General features: G+C 40.7%; 17 protein-coding genes and 1 other RNA gene. 11 read left to right on the forward strand and 7 right to left on the reverse strand.

Features of this window, described 5'->3' with window-relative positions; genetic code table 11:
* Positions 1-23: 23 nt before the first annotated feature.
* Positions 24-221: a hypothetical protein gene (locus tag J7I93_RS25225; protein WP_214987877.1), complete on the forward strand. Its 198-nt coding sequence runs from the start codon at positions 24-26 to the stop codon at positions 219-221.
* Positions 222-367: 146 nt separating this feature from the next.
* On the opposite strand, the gene J7I93_RS17985 is transcribed toward J7I93_RS25225, so the two are convergent.
* Positions 368-844 carry an Hsp20 family protein gene (locus J7I93_RS17985; RefSeq protein WP_214727287.1) on the reverse strand — a complete coding sequence of 159 codons (477 nt, stop codon included), beginning with the start codon at positions 842-844 and terminating at the stop codon, positions 368-370.
* A gap of 114 nt (positions 845-958) precedes the next feature.
* A complete protein-coding gene (locus J7I93_RS17990) occupies positions 959-1,651 on the reverse strand; it encodes a Crp/Fnr family transcriptional regulator (protein WP_214727288.1) in 693 nt (230 codons plus the stop codon).
* A 264-nt stretch (positions 1,652-1,915) separates the two neighbouring features.
* Here J7I93_RS17990 and J7I93_RS17995 point away from each other — a divergent pair, with 264 nt between their 5' ends.
* The 9 genes from J7I93_RS17995 (at position 1,916) to J7I93_RS18035 (ending at position 11,815) form a co-directional block, all read left to right on the forward strand.
* The gene (locus J7I93_RS17995; protein ID WP_214727289.1) at positions 1,916-4,216 is read left to right on the forward strand and encodes a DEAD/DEAH box helicase; all 2,301 of its coding nucleotides are present in this window, start codon (positions 1,916-1,918) and stop codon (positions 4,214-4,216) included.
* The gene (locus J7I93_RS18000; RefSeq protein ID WP_214727291.1) at positions 4,206-5,468 is read left to right on the forward strand and encodes a ribonuclease H-like domain-containing protein; all 1,263 of its coding nucleotides are present in this window, start codon (positions 4,206-4,208) and stop codon (positions 5,466-5,468) included. Before J7I93_RS17995 ends, J7I93_RS18000 begins: the two co-directional genes overlap by 11 nt.
* A 338-nt stretch (positions 5,469-5,806) precedes the next feature.
* Entirely contained in the window at positions 5,807-6,211 is a 405-nt protein-coding gene (locus J7I93_RS18005; protein ID WP_214727293.1) for a CotD family spore coat protein, read from the forward strand.
* A 189-nt stretch (positions 6,212-6,400) separates the two neighbouring features.
* Entirely contained in the window at positions 6,401-6,970 is a 570-nt protein-coding gene (locus tag J7I93_RS18010) for an SLOG family protein (protein WP_214727294.1), read from the forward strand.
* 79 nt (positions 6,971-7,049) lie between these two features.
* Positions 7,050-7,349: a cell division regulator GpsB gene (gpsB, locus tag J7I93_RS18015; protein WP_110064179.1), complete on the forward strand. Its 300-nt coding sequence runs from the start codon at positions 7,050-7,052 to the stop codon at positions 7,347-7,349.
* An 81-nt stretch (positions 7,350-7,430) separates the two neighbouring features.
* Positions 7,431-7,820: RNase P RNA component class B (gene rnpB / locus J7I93_RS18020), an RNA gene on the forward strand.
* A gap of 448 nt (positions 7,821-8,268) precedes the next feature.
* A complete protein-coding gene (locus tag J7I93_RS18025) occupies positions 8,269-9,408 on the forward strand; it encodes a THUMP domain-containing class I SAM-dependent RNA methyltransferase (RefSeq protein WP_214727295.1) in 1,140 nt (379 codons plus the stop codon).
* 61 nt (positions 9,409-9,469) lie between these two features.
* The gene (locus tag J7I93_RS18030; RefSeq protein WP_181395954.1) at positions 9,470-9,637 is read left to right on the forward strand and encodes a hypothetical protein; all 168 of its coding nucleotides are present in this window, start codon (positions 9,470-9,472) and stop codon (positions 9,635-9,637) included.
* Between the two features lie 243 nt (positions 9,638-9,880).
* Entirely contained in the window at positions 9,881-11,815 is a 1,935-nt protein-coding gene (locus J7I93_RS18035) for an ATP-dependent DNA helicase (RefSeq protein ID WP_214727296.1), read from the forward strand.
* A 42-nt stretch (positions 11,816-11,857) separates the two neighbouring features.
* Here J7I93_RS18035 and J7I93_RS18040 read toward each other — a convergent pair whose 3' ends face one another.
* From J7I93_RS18040 to J7I93_RS18060, 5 genes are read right to left on the reverse strand one after another with little or no spacing between them, the layout of a single operon-like run.
* Entirely contained in the window at positions 11,858-12,157 is a 300-nt protein-coding gene (locus J7I93_RS18040; RefSeq protein WP_214727297.1) for a metal-sulfur cluster assembly factor, read from the reverse strand.
* Positions 12,158-12,169: 12 nt separating this feature from the next.
* Positions 12,170-13,411: a hypothetical protein gene (locus tag J7I93_RS18045; RefSeq protein WP_214727298.1), complete on the reverse strand. Its 1,242-nt coding sequence runs from the start codon at positions 13,409-13,411 to the stop codon at positions 12,170-12,172.
* Between the two features lie 13 nt (positions 13,412-13,424).
* Complete coding sequence (locus J7I93_RS18050) at positions 13,425-13,631, reverse strand: DUF2249 domain-containing protein (protein WP_214727299.1); 207 nt, start codon at positions 13,629-13,631, stop codon at positions 13,425-13,427.
* A complete protein-coding gene (locus tag J7I93_RS18055) occupies positions 13,631-13,870 on the reverse strand; it encodes a DUF2249 domain-containing protein (protein ID WP_214727300.1) in 240 nt (79 codons plus the stop codon). The genes J7I93_RS18050 and J7I93_RS18055 overlap by 1 nt, the downstream gene beginning before the upstream one ends.
* 25 nt (positions 13,871-13,895) lie before the next feature.
* Complete coding sequence (locus J7I93_RS18060; RefSeq protein WP_214727301.1) at positions 13,896-14,585, reverse strand: Crp/Fnr family transcriptional regulator; 690 nt, start codon at positions 14,583-14,585, stop codon at positions 13,896-13,898.
* 215 nt (positions 14,586-14,800) lie between these two features.
* On the opposite strand from J7I93_RS18060, the gene J7I93_RS18065 reads away from it, so the two are divergent.
* On the forward strand, positions 14,801-17,167 hold the full coding sequence (locus J7I93_RS18065) for a nitric-oxide reductase large subunit (RefSeq protein WP_214727302.1): 2,367 nt from the start codon (positions 14,801-14,803) through the stop codon (positions 17,165-17,167).
* The last annotated feature ends 19 nt before the right edge of the window (positions 17,168-17,186 follow it).

Raw genomic sequence — 17,186 nt, forward strand, 5'->3', positions numbered from 1 at the left:
AGCCAACCCTGGAAATCTATAAGATGATCCAGGAAAAGTACAGGCAAAAGGGCGAAACACCTAAGGAAGTGGGTATGCAGTATCTATCCGATTATTATCAAAAGTTCCGTTATAAAGAGGTAGATACACAGGAATTTATCCGGTTTACCAAAGACTATTTCAGCGTTCCTACTGGCTATTTTAATAATTGGCTGGAAACTTCAAATAAAACAAGCAGTTAATTTATTGTCTGTTGAATGCGATTAATAATTAAATAGGTTAACACAAAAACAAGCAGTTTATCACTCTGCTTGTTTTTGTTTACCCAAACAATGTAAAAGAGCTCATTAGAAGAGGCTTCTTAGCCTCACTTTGGCAGTGGCCAGGTTCAGCTTTCATCAATAAGTATTCTTTTTCCCTGCTGTTTTGGCACTGTAATCTGCAGCAGTCCATTTTGGTAAACCGCTTTTACTTTTTTTTCATTTACCGGTTGTGGAAGGGGAATAGTACGGCTGGAACGCTGCAGGCTTTGCTGTCTTCTGAATATTTTTCTGTTCTCATCCTCTTCAGTTATCGTTTCAGCAGATTTAACAGAGATCGTAATATAATTGTCCAGAATATCGATGTGGATTTGTTCTTTATTTATTCCAGGGAGCTCTGCAGTAATGATATGTTCTTTCTCTGTTTCTGAAACATCTACATGGAAGGAAGAAGCAAAAGGGAAGGGGTTCTTAAAGAAATCATCCATCGTCTGCAGAAACCCTTTCACCGGCTTCTCGTGAAATAGCTGATTCATGGAATTCATTAAATCACCAAACGGCTCGTTTCGATCTCTATTTCTGTCTCTCTTTTTTGGTTCCTCCATAACATGCATCCCCTCTCATACAGGATTATTCATTTTATCGTATGCTGCCCATTGGGTGAATGTTCCTGAAGGAGCAGGCTATTGAAGGATAAAAAAACAGCTTGGATGCGGTCCTTAAAAAATCTCTTCGAATAGTTGGTCAGGTTTTATGATTAAATGCCCATCTTTATCTGTTTGAATTAATTTATCTTTTTTCATCTTTGTTAAAGTTCTGCTGACAGTTTCTCTTGTGGTGCCAATCATATTGGCAAGATCCTTATTGGTAAAATCGCCCTTGAGGATGAAGGATCCTTCTTCGATTTCCTGTCCGTGCATTTTCGCAAGTCGTACGAGCAGTTTAATTATTTGCTCATAAGTATTGTTTAAAATTTGTGCTTCTAGTCTTTCTTGCAGATCAACGATTTTTTCCCCAAGCACCTTAAATACTTTGATGCATAATTCAGGATTTTCAATGAGAACTTTCTCAAACTGAGCAATTGGAACTACAACAAGCTGGGCGTTTTCTAGTACTTCGGAAAAAGCAGGATATCCGCCCTTCCGGAAAAAACCTACATGCGGGAACATTTCGCCTTTGGTTAAAATCGCTACAATTTGCTCTTTTCCGTTAATATCACTTTTATATATCTTAACTCTGCCGTTATTAATAAAATAAACATTTTCCAAAGGATCATCCTGGAGAAAAACATGGCTTCCTTTTTTCCATTCCCTTGAAATTGAAATTTCAACAACTTTATCAAGTTCTTCATCGTTAAGCTCCCGAAAAAGTGAGAATTGAGAAAGAACTTTCTTAATTTCTGCTGCTTTCATAATTCACCTCGTACTTCCTATTCTAATAAGCTTATTGTAACAAAAAACATGAAGAAGGTTTATACCCATTTAAATTCTATAAACATACCAGTTTATTTTAATATACGGCCCATCACTCGCCTCGAATCGTCAGTCTATTTATGTCTTCAGTAAATTAGCATAAAATTCGACTTATAGATTTCCAGAAAAAGTTAAGGGGATTTACGATTTTCTACTGTTAGAACGAACATTTATTCGCTAGAATAGGGATAAGAGGTGAAAAAGATGAAAGTACGCAAAAATCTGCCTGAAATTATGAAGGAACTCATTTCTGAACAACAATACAAAGAAAATATTGTTCATTGGCATACAATTGAGGAAAAAGAAGCAAAAACAGCGGACCTTCCCGATGACATTCATCCATCGTTAAAGGACGCGTTGTTAAAGAGAGGAATTACAAGGCTTTATACTCACCAAAAAACCTCTTATCAAACCGCGTTGAAGGAGCAAAGTCTTGTAGCGGTTACACCGACTGCCTCAGGGAAAACGCTGTGCTATAACCTTCCTGTGCTTCAAACGATTGTTAATGACCCAAATGCCCGAGCTCTTTATATGTTTCCGACAAAAGCACTGGCACAGGATCAAAAAAGTGAAATCAATGAAATCATTCAGGAATCTGGATTGAATATAAATAGCTATACATATGATGGGGATACTCCAGCCAACATCCGCCAGAAAGTACGGAGAGCAGGCCATGTGGTCATTACAAATCCGGACATGCTGCATTCGGCAATTTTGCCACATCATACAAAATGGGTTTCCCTGTTTGAGAACCTTAAATACGTAGTAATTGACGAGCTTCATATTTATAGAGGCGTATTTGGAAGCCATGTGGCAAATGTAATTCGCCGCCTAAGGAGAATTTGCCGGTTCTATGGAAGCGATCCGATTTTTATTTGTACTTCTGCGACAATTGCAAACCCGCTTGAGCTTGCAGAGAAGCTTACAGAAAAGCCGGTCAAACTTGTCGATAATAATGGAGCCCCAAGCGGGAAAAAGCATTTTGTTTTTTACAATCCACCTATTGTCAATAAACCGTTGAATATCAGAAGGAGCGCCACCCTGGAAGCGAGAAAGCTGGCAGGTGAGCTCCTGAAAAACAAAATACAGACCATTGTGTTTGCAAGAAGCCGGGTAAGGGTCGAGATTCTTCTGTCCTATCTGCAGGAGCTTGTCAAACATAAGCTTGGCCCCAAAGCCATTCGAGGCTACAGGGGTGGCTATTTGCCAACCGAAAGGCGTCAAATTGAAAAGGGGCTCCGTTCAGGGGATATTTATGGAGTTGTAAGTACCAATGCACTTGAGCTTGGTGTGGATATAGGCCAGCTTCAGGTGTGTGTCATGACCGGATATCCAGGAACGATTGCCAGCTCCTGGCAGCAGGCAGGGCGTGCAGGGAGAAGACATGGCGAGTCCCTGGTCATCATGGTTGCAAGCTCCAGTCCGCTGGATCAATACGTCATTCAAAACCCTGATTACTTTTTTAATAAAAGCCCTGAGACTGCCCGAATAAACCCGGACAACCTCATTATTTTAGTGGATCATATCAAATGCGCAGCCTACGAGCTTCCATTTAACGCTGGAGAACGTTTTGGCACTTTTGAAACAGAAGAGGTTCTGGAATACCTGGCTGAGGAAAGAGTTCTCCATCAAAATGGCGATAAATATTACTGGATGAATGATTCTTTTCCAGCCCATAATATCAGCCTTCGTTCAGCTTCCCAGGAGAATGTAGTCATTATTGACCAGTCAGATGTTGCGAATCCAAAAGTAATTGGTGAAATGGATCGCTTTTCTGCTATGACACTCCTCCATGAAGAAGCGATCTATCTCCATCAGGGTACACAATTTCAAGTGGAAATGCTGGATTGGGAAGAGAAAAAAGCCTTCGTCCGCGAGGTAGATGTCGACTATTTCACAGATGCCAACCTGGCTGTTGAACTGAAGGTGCTTGAACAGGACAAATCAAGGATATCGTCCATAGGCGAAATAGGATTTGGAGATGTAAGTGTTGTGGCCATGGCTACAATCTTTAAAAAAATAAAGTTTGAAACCCATGAAAATATAGGATCTGGTCCGATAACTCTGCCTGAAGAGGAACTCCACACCAGCTCAACCTGGTTATCCTTAAAGGAAGCATCCTTAATGCTTAAACAGGATCGTCTCGAGCAGGGCCTTATTGGAACTGCGCATGCCCTCAAGCATATTGTTCCTCTGTTTGTTATGTGCGACCCTCAGGATGTCCATGTGGTACCTCAAGTAAAGGCTGCCCATAATGAAAAACCGACGATCTTTTTCTATGACCGGTACCCTGGCGGTGTGGGTTTAAGCGAAAAAATATTTGGTGGAATTGAACATATTATGCATGAAACCATGGAAATGGTCAGCAGATGTTCTTGTGAACATGGCTGCCCTTCATGTGTTGGTACGGATACATCCTCTGAAACAGCCAAAAAAGATGTTCTAAGGATCCTGGCTTCTTTTAAAAATGAAGAAAGTGGTATAGGTGATAACATTGTCCATTAAGAATAAGCTGAATAGGCTAAAAAACCACCTCGGCACTGACAATTGCAATATGCCTGCGCCTATTGAGAAAAAGGATTTAACTATAGATGTGCCTTATAAAGAGGTTTGGGAAAATCATGGCGTCTATCCATTTTATTTTGAAGATGCATATTGTCTTATAAGAGAAAAGGAATATAATCTTGATCAGATGCATGGTATTTATTCATTTGGTCAATTTGCAGCAGCAGTGGAGGCATGGAATTCTTCAAGTATCAGACACCCGCTGTCTGCCGCCGGCCATGATCCGGAAAATATTTTTTTCTTTGATACAGAGACAACAGGCTTGGGCGGAGGAGCCGGAAATTCTATATTCCTGCTCGGACAAGCCAGCCTTAAAGGAAATAAAATAAAATTAAAACAGCATATTCTCCCACACCCAGGTGCCGAGATTCCTTTATATAAAAGTTTTCTTGAAAGTATTGCTTATTCAACGATGGTGACCTACAACGGGAAGGCTTTCGACTGGCCCCAGGTTAAAACGAGGCATACCCTGATCAGGGAACATGTACCAAAGCTGCCTCCATTCGGGCATTTTGATTTATACCATGCTGCAAGGAGAATGTGGAAGCATAAGCTTGAAAGAATAAAGCTGGCTGCGGTTGAAAAGGATGTTTTAGGTATAGAGCGAGAAGATGATATACCTGGATTCCTCGCACCCATGATTTATTTTGATTTCGTTGAAAGGAAAAACCCTGAAGGCATGCTCGGGATAATTAAGCATAACGAAATTGATATTTTATCGCTAATCAGCTTATATACCCATCTTTCCTTTCAAATTTTGCGGCTTGATGCCAGGCAATCGCCCCGGGAGATTTTTGAAGTGGGTCGATGGCTTTCTTCATTGGGAGAATCGTCAGAAGCTAAAACAGCTTTCTGTAAAATTTCCAATGGTGATACCGAGGAAGCTAAAGAAGCGAGGTTTGCATTGGCATTTGAGCATAAGAAGCATAAAAACTGGACTGAAGCGGCCAGGCTATGGAAAGGTACTGCAGAAAGCGGCAGCCTGAAATCCAAGTTGATCTCTTGTATCGAGCTGGCTAAAATTTATGAGCACCGTTTGAAAGATATCGACCAAGCCATTATTTATGCAGAAAGAGCATTAGAGCTTTATGCAGATTTATCCGAAAAGCACACGGAGAGAATAAGTATGAAAGAGGAAGAGATTAAAAAGCGGCTTGAACGTCTCAATCGAAAAGTACCTAATGGTGGGTAAATATATTTGTAACAAAATTTTAATATTCCAGACAAAAAAATCCACTATTTCCTAGTTGTATGTACCTCTTGTAAGCGTTAAAATAAGTAGCTGTGTGGTACTTTTTTAGGAATAATATATAGTGAGGCTGGTAATATGTATAAAGCAATTTTAGTTTTATTCTTCCTTGTAATTTTCACTACAGCAATCGTCTTTTCCAACCTAAAAGACAGTTTTTACAGCATGCTCTAAACCAAAACCTATGAAACTATATAAAATTAGGTGTTTTCATTAGTACAAGATTCCCCTTTCTTACATAGGTTGTTAATGTAAATACAATTCAGAAAGGGGATCTTTACATGCATTGCAGACCAAGACCATCGCAGGTAATGCCTGCTGTTGTTCATCCGACAAAATGCTGTGTGACTCATTCGTTCCAAAACGTAGTGGTTCCGCACATTCATCCTACACATCATACACATGTAAACCACACCAATTATGAGAATCAGCATTCCTATCCTCATACTCAATCAGTTGTAAATCAGGTGACAACCTCTAATGTAAATATGGGGCCTAGACCTGGTGTAGCAGGAGCATATAGTCCAGGAATGGGACCAGGATTTGGAGGTCCGGGACCTGGAATGGGAATGGGACCTGGAATGGGAATGGGCCCTGGATACGGCGGTCCAGGAACAGGAGTAGCCGGAGCATCAACTGGCCCTGGAATGGGACCAAAGCAAGGGCCAAGTTTTTACGGAAGATAATGAACAAGGGCTATTTGCCCTTGTTTTTATATTGTCGTTCTGTATAAATCAATAAAGTATTCAAAACGATATTTTTTATTGGAAAAATGATCATCTTAACTGCATACTATAAGAAGAAACTTCTCTAGAGGAAACACCAGCACAAAATAGGGCATTATCAGTCAGTAATGCTTTAAGGAGTTTTGCAACTTGTCTAAAGTAGCAGTTGTTTCAGGGTATAAGCCATTTGAAGTGGGGATATTCAAAAACGACGATCCCGCTGTCGGCTACATAAAAACTGCAATAAAGAAAAGCCTGATTTCTTTGCTTGAAGATGGCCTTGAGTGGGTAATCATCAGCGGCCAGCTTGGGACAGAACTATGGGCTGCTGAAGTTGTTTTTGACCTGCAGCAGGAAGGGTATTCCGAACTGAAGCTTGCAGTCATAACTCCTTTCTTGGAGCAGGAGGCATCATGGAAGGATACGAATAAAGAATGGTATGAATCCATATTGGCTCAAGCTGATTTTGTTGAATCCGTAACCCGAAAACCATATGAAAACCCGCAGCAGTTCAGGCTTAAAAATCATTTTCTTGTTAATAAAAGCCATGTGCTTCTTCTCTTTTATGATTCTGAAAAAGAGGGCAGTCCTAAATATTTATATGAAACCGCAAAAAAATATCAGGAAGAAAATGAATATGAAATTAGACTAATCTCCTTTTTTGATTTACAATTGATTGTAGAAGAAGAACAATTGTCACAAAGGGATCTGTTTGAGTAAATTCATAAGTTAAATTGACAAATGTACCTATTTTTGAAAAAATAATCATGATGATTGGCGATATACCGAGGTGAGTGTAATGCTATCCGATAAAATTAAATTAACGGCAAAAGATATTTTGGAGAAAGAGTTTAAAACAGCTATGCGCGGTTATAAACCTGAGGATGTAGATAAATTCCTAGACTTGGTCATTAAAGACTACGAAGCATTCCATCAGGAAATTGAAGATCTTCAGCAGGAAAATATGAGATTAAAGAAGCAAGTTGAAGAAGCTTCACGCCGGCCTGCCGCTCAAACTGCCGGCACAACGAATTTTGACATTCTAAAAAGATTATCAAACCTGGAAAAGCATGTTTTTGGCAGTAAATTGTACGATTGACAGGAATTCTCAGCTTTTCCTATTTTAAACCATTGCTATTCCAGCAGAGATTTCATATAATAATCTTTGTGATCATTAATAGCGTTCGGGTAATCGCTGCAATATGTTTTCATATTGTAGAGGAAAGTCCATGCTCGCACAGGCTGAGATGCCTGTAGTGTTCGTGCCTAGCGAATTCATAAGCTAGGGCAGTTGGGCAGTTGCTCGGCTGACGGCAGGGAAAATGCCTAAGTCCTTTGGGATATGGCATGAATACCTTGAAAGTGCCACAGTGACGGAGCCTTTTTAGAAATGAAAAGGGTGGAACGAGGTAAACCCCACGAGCGAGAAACCCAAATGATGGTAGGGGCACTTTCCCTGAGGAATTGAACAACGGGAAGGACAGGCAAACGCCTGTAGATAGATGATTACCACCTGAGTACGAGACAATTGTCGCTTGCAGTACTACGGTACAAAACATGGCTTACAGAACGTTATTAGTGAGACAGTATGAGTGTTATAAATTCAAGCTCTCCTTTTTAAGGGGAGCTTTTTTAATTATTCTGTTGAATGAACATAGACTTACATATAGCCTAATGTGTACCATTAGCTTTGCAAATGCATCAAAGAAACGAGAACAATAACGTTGTGTCACCTCAAGCTGATTATACGTTTCAGCATGGGGGAATGGGTCAATGGGTCAATCACATTACTGAATGGGTAGATAAAAGGAAGAAATCATCATTAGACTCAAGGCTCAACTGCAACGATCCGGTAAACAAATGCGAATCCCTCTAATCCGTATGCCCCACTGCCGGCACCAGCTGCCTCCGTTGCGGCCACGCGAATAAACATATATACTTTATGTGATAATCACATATGCTAAAACCATTTAAATGTACATATCAGAATGAATAATTTTTTAAGTAAGGGTGAAATTATGTCAAAATATGATTTAATTGCAACGACTGCAATGGGTCTTGAAGCTCTGGCAGCGAAAGAAGTAAGAGATCTTGGATATGAATGTGAAGTTGAAAACGGGAGGATTACTTATAAAGGTGATGAAACCGCTATTGTCCGCTCTAACTTATGGTTAAGGACTGCAGACAGGATCCGGATAAAAGTAGGCGAGTTCAAAGCAACAAGTTTTGATGAGCTATTTGAAAAAACAAAATCTCTGCCTTGGGAAAATTACTTGCCAGAAAATGCCGAGTTCCCCGTTTCAGGGAAATCTGTAAAATCCAAATTATTCTCTGTTTCTGATTGTCAGGCCATTGTTAAGAAAGCAATTGTGGAACGGATGAGAACGAAATATAAAAAAACGGGATGGCTTGAAGAAAATGGACCTCTATTTAAAATAGAAGTGGCACTTCATAAGGATGTAGCGTTATTGACCATCGATGCCAGCGGAAGCGGCTTGCACAAACGAGGATATCGTGCTGGCCAGGGTGAAGCGCCGCTGAAGGAAACTCTTGCTGCCGCATTAGTGATGCTGACAAATTGGACGCCGGACAAGCCTTTCGTTGATCCCTTCTGCGGATCAGGTACGATTCCAATTGAAGCTGCATTGATCGGTCAAAATATTGCACCAGGATTTAATCGTGAATTTATATCGGAAGCATGGCACTGGATTCCTGAAAAAGTCTGGGAGGATGCCAGAAATGAAGCTGAAGATGTGGCAAATTATGATCAGCCTCTGGATATCGCCGGAGCAGATATTGATCACAGAATGGTGAAAATAGCTGAAGAGAATGCCTTTGAAGCCGGCCTGGGAGAACTCATTAATTTTAAACAAATGCAGGTAAGAGATTTTACGACCACTAAGGGATACGGAGTGATTGTCGGAAATCCACCCTACGGTGAAAGACTTGGAGAGAAGGCGGCAGTGCAGAGAATGTATGCCGAAATGGGCAAAGCTTTTGCCCCTCTTGATACATGGTCAATCTATATCTTGACCTCTGATGAAGAATTTGAGACTCATTTTGGAAAACCTGCAACAAAGAAACGCAAGCTCTTTAACGGTTTTATCCGTACTGATTATTATCAGTATTGGGGTAAAAGGCCGCCAAGAAACAAATAAGCATAAAACCTCCTGTTTATGAATAGACTATACTTATCTAATTCTGTCAGGAGGGATGGCAATGAAGCATTCTAATATTGATTTTCATAAAATTTCACAGGCACTGAACGGAACGATGGAAGCAATTCAAGGAGAAGGTGATTCTTCGGCTGAGGCTCTTGAGAGTCTTAGAAATGCGCAGGACGAACTGCAGCAGGCATTGTCATTTTCGATGTCTCGCATTAACTAAAGAATTTAACATGAAGGAGCGGCAGGGGCTGGTTGTAAAAGCACCCCTGCTTTTTTGTGAATTTCCGGCGGCGAGGTGCCCACAACCTAGAAATGACATTATTCTTGACAGTTGCCATAATTGCGATAGAATTGTATGATGTTCATTTGTTTATAAACAGCAAAAAATTGAAATAATGAGATAACCGCAATAACGGCGTCTGCAATTTAAGACGCTTTAACTTTTTATTTACGGAGGGGTATCATGTCTAACCGAATGCCTTTTGCCGTGTCCAAGAGCGAATCTTTTTACGAGAAGTTAAGCGAGTGGATCGGGGATGTTTTTTACGATATATTGCCTGAAGCAGGTTTTGAAATACGGGATGAACAAATATTTATGGCTTTTCAGCTTGAAAAAGCTTTTAAAGACAAGAAGGTTATTTTTGCAGAGGCTGGTGTAGGAACCGGCAAGACGATTGTTTATTTGCTGTATGCAATCAGCTATGCAAGGTACATAAATAAGCCTGCAATTATCGCATGTGCGGATGAAACATTGATCGAGCAGCTTGTTAAAAAGGAAGGCGATATTGCTAAGCTTGAAAAGGCATTGGGCTTGAATATCGATGTAAGGCTGGCTAAATCGCGCGATCAATACTTATGCTTAAATAAGCTGGACAAGCTTGTGGCAAACGATGTACATGATCATTACAACGGCATCTTTGATGAGCTTCCTGACTTTGTCCAAACTGGTTCCTCTATGCAAAAATTTGAAAGGTATGGTGATCGAAAGGATTATCCAGACTTGCCGGATGAGCATTGGGCAAATGTTGCATGGGACTCAATCCAGGATTGTTTTACGTGTGAAAAACGCCATCGCTGCGGCCAAACCTTGCATCGGGAATATTACCGGAGTGCAAAGGACTTGATTATTTGTTCACATGATTTTTATATGGAACACATTTGGACAAAGGAATCAAGAAAACGGGAAGGACAGCTCCCTCTGCTTCCTGAAAGCTCTTGTGTTGTTTTCGATGAGGGCCACTTGCTGGAATATGCCTCCCAGAAGGCGCTGACATATCGGTTCACTGAGCAAATACTTGAATCTCTGTTAACAAGGCTGATGGCGAATGATGTGCGGGAAAAAACCCTGAATATCATTGAAGATGCTATTTACCAGAATGAGCATTTCTTCTTAACGCTTGCACTGTCTGCTTCCGCAGAAACAGGCTCAGACAAGAAGGCCATTGAAAAAACGGGCGATGTCATGCGAGAAGGAAGAAAGCTGCAGGATTTAATAAGCAGACTTGAAGAGGAACTGGTTTTTGAAAGTGAAATGTATGTCATTAACGACTATGATTTAAAAATCGTCGAAGAATACCTTGAGCAAATCTCTTACTCACTGTCTCTGTTCCTTAAAGATTTAAAGGGAATTACTTGGTTTGAAGACCATAATGGTGAAAGAACATTGGTAATCATGCCTAGAATGGTCGAGGATATTATGAGGGAGGAAGTTTTTTCACAGAACAAGCCTTTTGTTTTCTCATCGGCAACATTGTCTGAAGATAAATCTTTTGATTATATGGCCAAAAGTCTTGGTGTGGATGAATATTTATCCTTCACAGTAGAATCTCCGTTTGACTATGAAGAAAACATGTCCATTTGCATGCCGGAATTTGCAAAGGATGATACAGCTGCAAAAATGGAATATACCATTGGGCAAATCAGGCGATCTGAAGGACGGGCTTTGGTGCTGTTCACAAACCGTTCAGATTTGGCTGGATTTAAAGCTTATGCTGCCGGTAAAATGGATGTCCCGTTCTTTTTCGAAGGAGATGCGGAAATCAGTACACTGGTGTCAAACTTCCAAAATGACGAGCAATCTGTTCTATGCTCCGTTAACTTATGGGAAGGTCTCGACATACCGGGAAGATCTCTGGAAAACGTGATTATTTTTGGCCTGCCGTTCCCTCCGCATGATCCGGTCTTTACTGCAAAGAGAGAAGGCGCAGCCGATCCATTCAGGGAGGTTGATCTGCCGTATATGATCTTGAGACTAAGACAAGGAATTGGCCGATTAATCAGAACCCATGAAGATAAAGGAACTGTTCATATTTTAGTAAAGGAAAATGAAAAACCCGAAGTGCTTGAGATGATTAAAAAGGTTTTACCGACGAAAGCTTCCTTAAGCAAACAGATATAAAATGAAAAGTGCCCAAAAAATGATTGGGCACTTTTTTTCACTTTATCCCCTTAAGAGTCTATTTCCTTCAGCTGTCATATTTTCAGGTGTCCATGCAGGCTCCCAGACAAGATTAACATCTACAGAAGAAAATTCCTTTAGCTCTTCGATACAGTATTTTACGCCGCTGACTATACTGTCATGTAGCGGGCAGCCAGGTGTTGTTAGGGTCATCGTTATTAATGCTTTGCCTTCTTCGGGGAAGTCGACATCATAAATGAGCCCCAAATCAACTACGTTTATATTAAGCTCCGGATCCATTACTCTTTTTAAGTTAGTTAGCACTAATTCTTTTAAGTTCATGGAAATCTCCTCCTATTTTTTAATAACTGTTATGATCAAATAATTGAAACTAAGGCATGCACCTAACACCATCATCTGGCCAGTAAAGAATAAGCCGTTATTTTCAAATATGATGGAAGCCATCACACCGAAGACACCAAGGATAAGAATAGAAAGAACTGGGATCGAGGATTTGTCATCCATCATATCTTTTAGTGAAGGTACACTCCGTTTACCGATTTCCTTGCTGTATTTCCATGTCCACCATAGGAAAGGAACAATTTTAAATAGATAGCCGAAGATGCTTAAGGCCACCCACAGCATCAGGTAGGCAAAAATTAAGAATCCTGCAGTGTTTTCAAAATTGCCAAAAAGCGAGTTTGCGAATGCTGCATAGTGAATCATTAATCCGGCAGGAATGGCAAGCAGAGCAAACCGGAAAGAATAATCAAGTTTCTTCTTGATTCTTTTCTTTAAAATTTGCAGCATATGCCAGGAAAAGAAAGTGAAGCCGCCCGCAAGAATGAGCAACCCTGCTGTGAAAAGCAAATTCTGTTCTGCGAATAATGAGATTAATGACAGTGCCAAACCCGCTCCATAAAAGGCAAAAACATATTTGGCCGGCTTCATGCTATAACCATGAGACAAGGAAAACATCGAAACCATTTTATAGGAAAAACCAAAGATTAATAGTGTAAACCAGCCTGCTGTTCCAAGAAGCAAATGGCTTTTAAAGATCGCTTGATAGTGATCAGAAGCAAAGCCGGTCTTCATGCTGATTATCATCATGATGCCCATTAAAATGGTGGTGAACAAACTGGCCAGGGCGGTTCCCACAAAAAGCGTCAGTACATTGGGCTTTGCTTGTTTTTTTAATGTCATCAGCATTTGCAGCAGGAACATCATAATCCCTGTTAATGTAATAAGGCCAGGCAGCAGGGCATCCTGCGGGCTGTAAAAGAGAACATGGGCAAAATACAGGATGCCAAAAGCTGTTACTCCGAATTGGATGAACCCGAATTTTTCATTCCATATTGGTGTAAGAAAGGCCACCGGTACAAGCTGATACATGGCTCCCATTGCCGCCATTAACGCCCATCCCAGTACAAATAGGTGGGCAGCCGACCAGATTCCCGGTACTCTGAATTGGCCATTAATAATGAAGTCTCCCTGAAGAAAAATAAGGGAAAGGGATCCTATTAAACTAAACATGCTGAATAATATAAATGAAAAAGGGAGTTTAATATTTGTTTCATTTTTTGTATTTGGAAGCAATGGGATCACCTGCTTATTTCGTAATTTCTATTAAAAAACTTCCATCATTTTGCTCAGTGGTTTCGTGCTTGTAACCCAGTTTCTCCAGCTGTTCATAAAGAAACATTGGACGTCTATCATTAATAATTGACAAGGTTTCACCGCAGGAAAGGCCTTCAAGGGCAGCAAGAGTCCTCATCATTGGCTGTGGAGGTTCAAGTCCCCGGTTATCCAGCTTCATTATGATTCACCTCTTTTGGTAAAAGTTATTTTCCAATGCTTTTTTTCAATCTCTTCAGACTTGTGATCAAAGCCCTTTGCTTTTAACACTCCAAATAGAGGCACAGGCTTAAATGGGGCATGAAGAATAAAAACATCATTCGCATCAAGATCTGTAATGGCAGACATTATTTTCTGAAAGGGTTCAAGCTTATTTTTTAAATCCTCCCGCACATCAAGCTCAACTATTTTGTTCTCCATTATTCTTCCTCCTTATAAAAAATTCCTAAATAATCTGATCTTTCAGCTGGCTGCGGTCGATTAAGAAATAACCTGATTCGTCAGTAGCAAGATAGCCCTTTTTCTTTAAATGGTTGATGGTTCTGCTTACAGTTTCTCTCGAAGTGCCAATCATGTTGGCAAGTTCTCTGTTTGTAAAGTGGGTTGTGATTTTATAGACCTCATCTGCTTTTACACCATTGGTTTTGCAAAGTCTTAATAAAAGCATGATGATTTGTTCATGTGTATTATGGAGAATTTGTTCCTCAAGCCGGTTCTGCAAATCGATTATTTTTTCACCGAGTACTTTAAAGAGCTTGATGCAAAGTTCCGGGTAAGAAATCAGAATTTGTTCAAAGCGGTCAATCGGAATTGCAATCAGCTGTGCTTCCTCCATTATTTCTGCATGTGCAGGGTATAGGCCCTTTCTGAAGAAGCCTGCATGCGGAAACATCTCACCAGCTTCCAGAACCGACACAATTTGTTCCCTCCCGGAAAAATCAGTTTTATAAATCTTGACTTTGCCTGAATGAATGAAAAATACACGATCAATGGGATCCCCCTGCATAAATACATACATCTTTTGCTTATAGAAACGAGTCTGGGCTATCTCAACGATTGGCGCCAGCTCCTCTTTATTGAGTTCTTTAAATAAAGGAACACTGCCTATCCTCTTTTCGATTTCCTCTTTTCTCAATTAGATCACCTTCCAGTGCAATTATTCGTCTATTTGCTCTCAGTTTAACAGCTCCAGCTACTGAAATAAGTGACCTGCATCATATAGGAAGAAATTTTATGATTCTCATTCTCATAGTGTGAAAAATCACAGCCTGATCATGAGGTGGCTCACAAAAACACTTTTTAAAGAGTATTAGAATCAAAGCGTACTCAAACAGAAAGGAAGCGAGAGCAATGGAAGTCAATCGCGGAACACCTATTAATAAAGTGGTGAAAAGAAATAAAAATGCACTATTAAAATCCATTCTTATTTTCACCATAATTGCCAGCTTTACAGTTCTTTTAATGGGAGGCTATTGGATTTTCAAGGAGCAGGCCCCGCGGCCGCTTGAGGTAACAAATGAAAAAGGAGAAATTATTCTTACAAAGGAAACGATAATGGGAGGCCAGGCGGTTTTCCAAAAGTACGGGTTGATGGATTATGGTACCGTGCTTGGCCATGGATCCTATATGGGACCTGATTATACAGCTGAAGCCTTAACGGTATACACCAAGGGCATGCAGGATTTTAGAGCTGAAGAAAAGTATGGAAAGCCATTTGACGAGATTTCAGGTGAGGAACAAACCGTAATAAGGGATCTTGTAAAAACGGAAATGCGGGAAAATAGATATGACCCTGATTCAGATACAATGGTGATAACTGATGCACAGGTTTATGGGTATGAAAAAGTAGGAGAGTTCTATCGAAAAGTATTTACAGAGGGTGACGGCTGGGGATTAAAAGCGGAATTAATCAAAGAAGAACATATGCCAACTGAAGGCAGAGCTTATGTTGCTTCAGGAGACCAAATACAGCAGATTTCTGATTTCTTCTTCTGGACAGCATGGCTTTCCAGCACAGAACGCTTGAATGATGATATTACTTATACGAATAACTGGCCTTACTATGAGGATGCGGGCAATGAAATGTCCTTCTCTGCTATTTGGTGGAGCGGAGCAAGTGTTACAGTACTGATCCTGTTTGTCGGTATTATTCTGTTTGTATTCTACCGCTATCATTTGGGAATGGAAGAGGCATATAAAGACGGAAACTTCCCTCGCATTGATTTAGCGAAACTGCCGGTAACTTCTTCTCAATTAAAATCCGGTAAATATTTCTTAATTGTTACTGTTCTATTTTTTGTCCAGGCTATGTTCGGTGCGTTGCTTGCACACTATTATGTTGAACCTGACAGCTTCTTTGGCATTAAGTGGATCCATGATATTCTGCCATTCAATATTGCGAAAGGCTACCATCTGCAGCTTGCTATCTTCTGGATTGCAACAGCATGGCTCGGAATGGGAATTTTTGTGGCACCATTGGTAGGCGGACATGAACCGAAAAAGCAAGGCCTTCTTGTTGATATCCTGTTCTGGGCACTTGTAGTTCTGGTTGGCGGAAGTATGATAGGCCAATGGCTTGGAGCAAATGGATACTTAGGAAACAAATGGTTCCTGCTCGGACATCAGGGCTGGGAATATTTAGAGCTTGGCCGTCTGTGGCAGGGGGTTCTGGCTGCGGGAATGTTAATCTGGCTGTTCATTGTATACCGTGGAATAAAGAGCGGTTTAAAGCGGGAGAATGATAAAGGCGGCTTAATTCACTTATTATTCTACTCAGCAATAGCTGTACCATTCTTCTACCTGTTCGCGTTTTTAATGAATCCTGACACAAGCTTTACCTTTGCCGATTACTGGCGCTGGTGGATCATACACCTTTGGGTAGAAGGTATTTTTGAGGTGTTCGCTGTAGTAGTTATTGGATTCCTGTTAGTACAAATGAAGCTTGTCACTAAGAGCTCTACTGTTAAAGCTCTTTACTTCCAGCTGATCCTGCTTCTTGGAAGCGGAGTTATTGGCATAGGACATCATTACTATTATAATGGCTCCTCTGAAATTTGGATCGGATTGGGAGCTGTATTCTCAGCACTTGAAGTTATACCGTTGACTCTGCTGATCCTTGAAGCATATGACCAATATAAAATGATGAGAGATGGCGGTGTGGACTTCCCTTATAAAGCTACATTCTGGTTCTTGATTTCAGTAGCGATCTGGAACCTGGTTGGAGCCGGAGTATTGGGCTTCCTGATTAACTTGCCTGCTGTCAGCTTCCTTGAGCACGGACAATTCCTAACCCCGGCGCATGGTCACGGAGCTATGATGGGTGTATACGGCATGTTTGCCATTGCAGTATTGCTTTATTCTTTACGAAATATTGTCAAACCGGAAAAATGGAACGACAAATGGCTCAAGTTCAGCTGCATTATGCTGAATGTGGGGCTTGCAGGAATGGTTTTCGCTTCCCTGCTTCCTGTCGGATTCCTGCAAATGAAAGAAGCGTATGTGAACGGTTATGCAGCTTCCCGTTCAGCAGACTTCTTAAAGCAGGATATTATTCAATCATTATTAACTTTAAGATCCGTACCGGATACCATCTTCCTGGTAGGTGTTGTCGCACTAGTGCTTTTCTCAATAAAAGCTATGTTCAACCTGCGAAAAGTGACTCATAAGGAAATTGAACCTCTTCCTGTTAGAGACCTTAGCACAGATGATGATGAATAAGAAAAGCGTAGGCGCCCTT

Origin of the sequence: Bacillus sp. ISL-47 (genome assembly GCF_018613175.1) — a bacterium.
In the GTDB taxonomy this organism is placed as follows: Bacteria; Bacillota; Bacilli; order Bacillales; family Cytobacillaceae; genus Cytobacillus.

Coding starts and splice junctions, on each gene's coding strand:
- J7I93_RS25225 (WP_214987877.1), top strand. CDS start 24: ATGATCCAGGAAAAGTACAGGCAAAAGGGCGAAACACCTAAGGAAGTG.
- J7I93_RS17985 (WP_214727287.1), bottom strand. CDS start 844: ATGGAGGAACCAAAAAAGAGAGACAGAAATAGAGATCGAAACGAGCCG.
- J7I93_RS17990 (WP_214727288.1), bottom strand. CDS start 1,651: ATGAAAGCAGCAGAAATTAAGAAAGTTCTTTCTCAATTCTCACTTTTT.
- J7I93_RS17995 (WP_214727289.1), top strand. CDS start 1,916: ATGAAAGTACGCAAAAATCTGCCTGAAATTATGAAGGAACTCATTTCT.
- J7I93_RS18005 (WP_214727293.1), top strand. CDS start 5,807: ATGCATTGCAGACCAAGACCATCGCAGGTAATGCCTGCTGTTGTTCAT.
- gpsB (WP_110064179.1), top strand. CDS start 7,050: ATGCTATCCGATAAAATTAAATTAACGGCAAAAGATATTTTGGAGAAA.
- J7I93_RS18025 (WP_214727295.1), top strand. CDS start 8,269: ATGTCAAAATATGATTTAATTGCAACGACTGCAATGGGTCTTGAAGCT.
- J7I93_RS18030 (WP_181395954.1), top strand. CDS start 9,470: ATGAAGCATTCTAATATTGATTTTCATAAAATTTCACAGGCACTGAAC.
- J7I93_RS18035 (WP_214727296.1), top strand. CDS start 9,881: ATGTCTAACCGAATGCCTTTTGCCGTGTCCAAGAGCGAATCTTTTTAC.
- J7I93_RS18040 (WP_214727297.1), bottom strand. CDS start 12,157: ATGAACTTAAAAGAATTAGTGCTAACTAACTTAAAAAGAGTAATGGAT.
- J7I93_RS18050 (WP_214727299.1), bottom strand. CDS start 13,631: ATGAAGCTGGATAACCGGGGACTTGAACCTCCACAGCCAATGATGAGG.
- J7I93_RS18055 (WP_214727300.1), bottom strand. CDS start 13,870: ATGGAGAACAAAATAGTTGAGCTTGATGTGCGGGAGGATTTAAAAAAT.
- J7I93_RS18065 (WP_214727302.1), top strand. CDS start 14,801: ATGGAAGTCAATCGCGGAACACCTATTAATAAAGTGGTGAAAAGAAAT.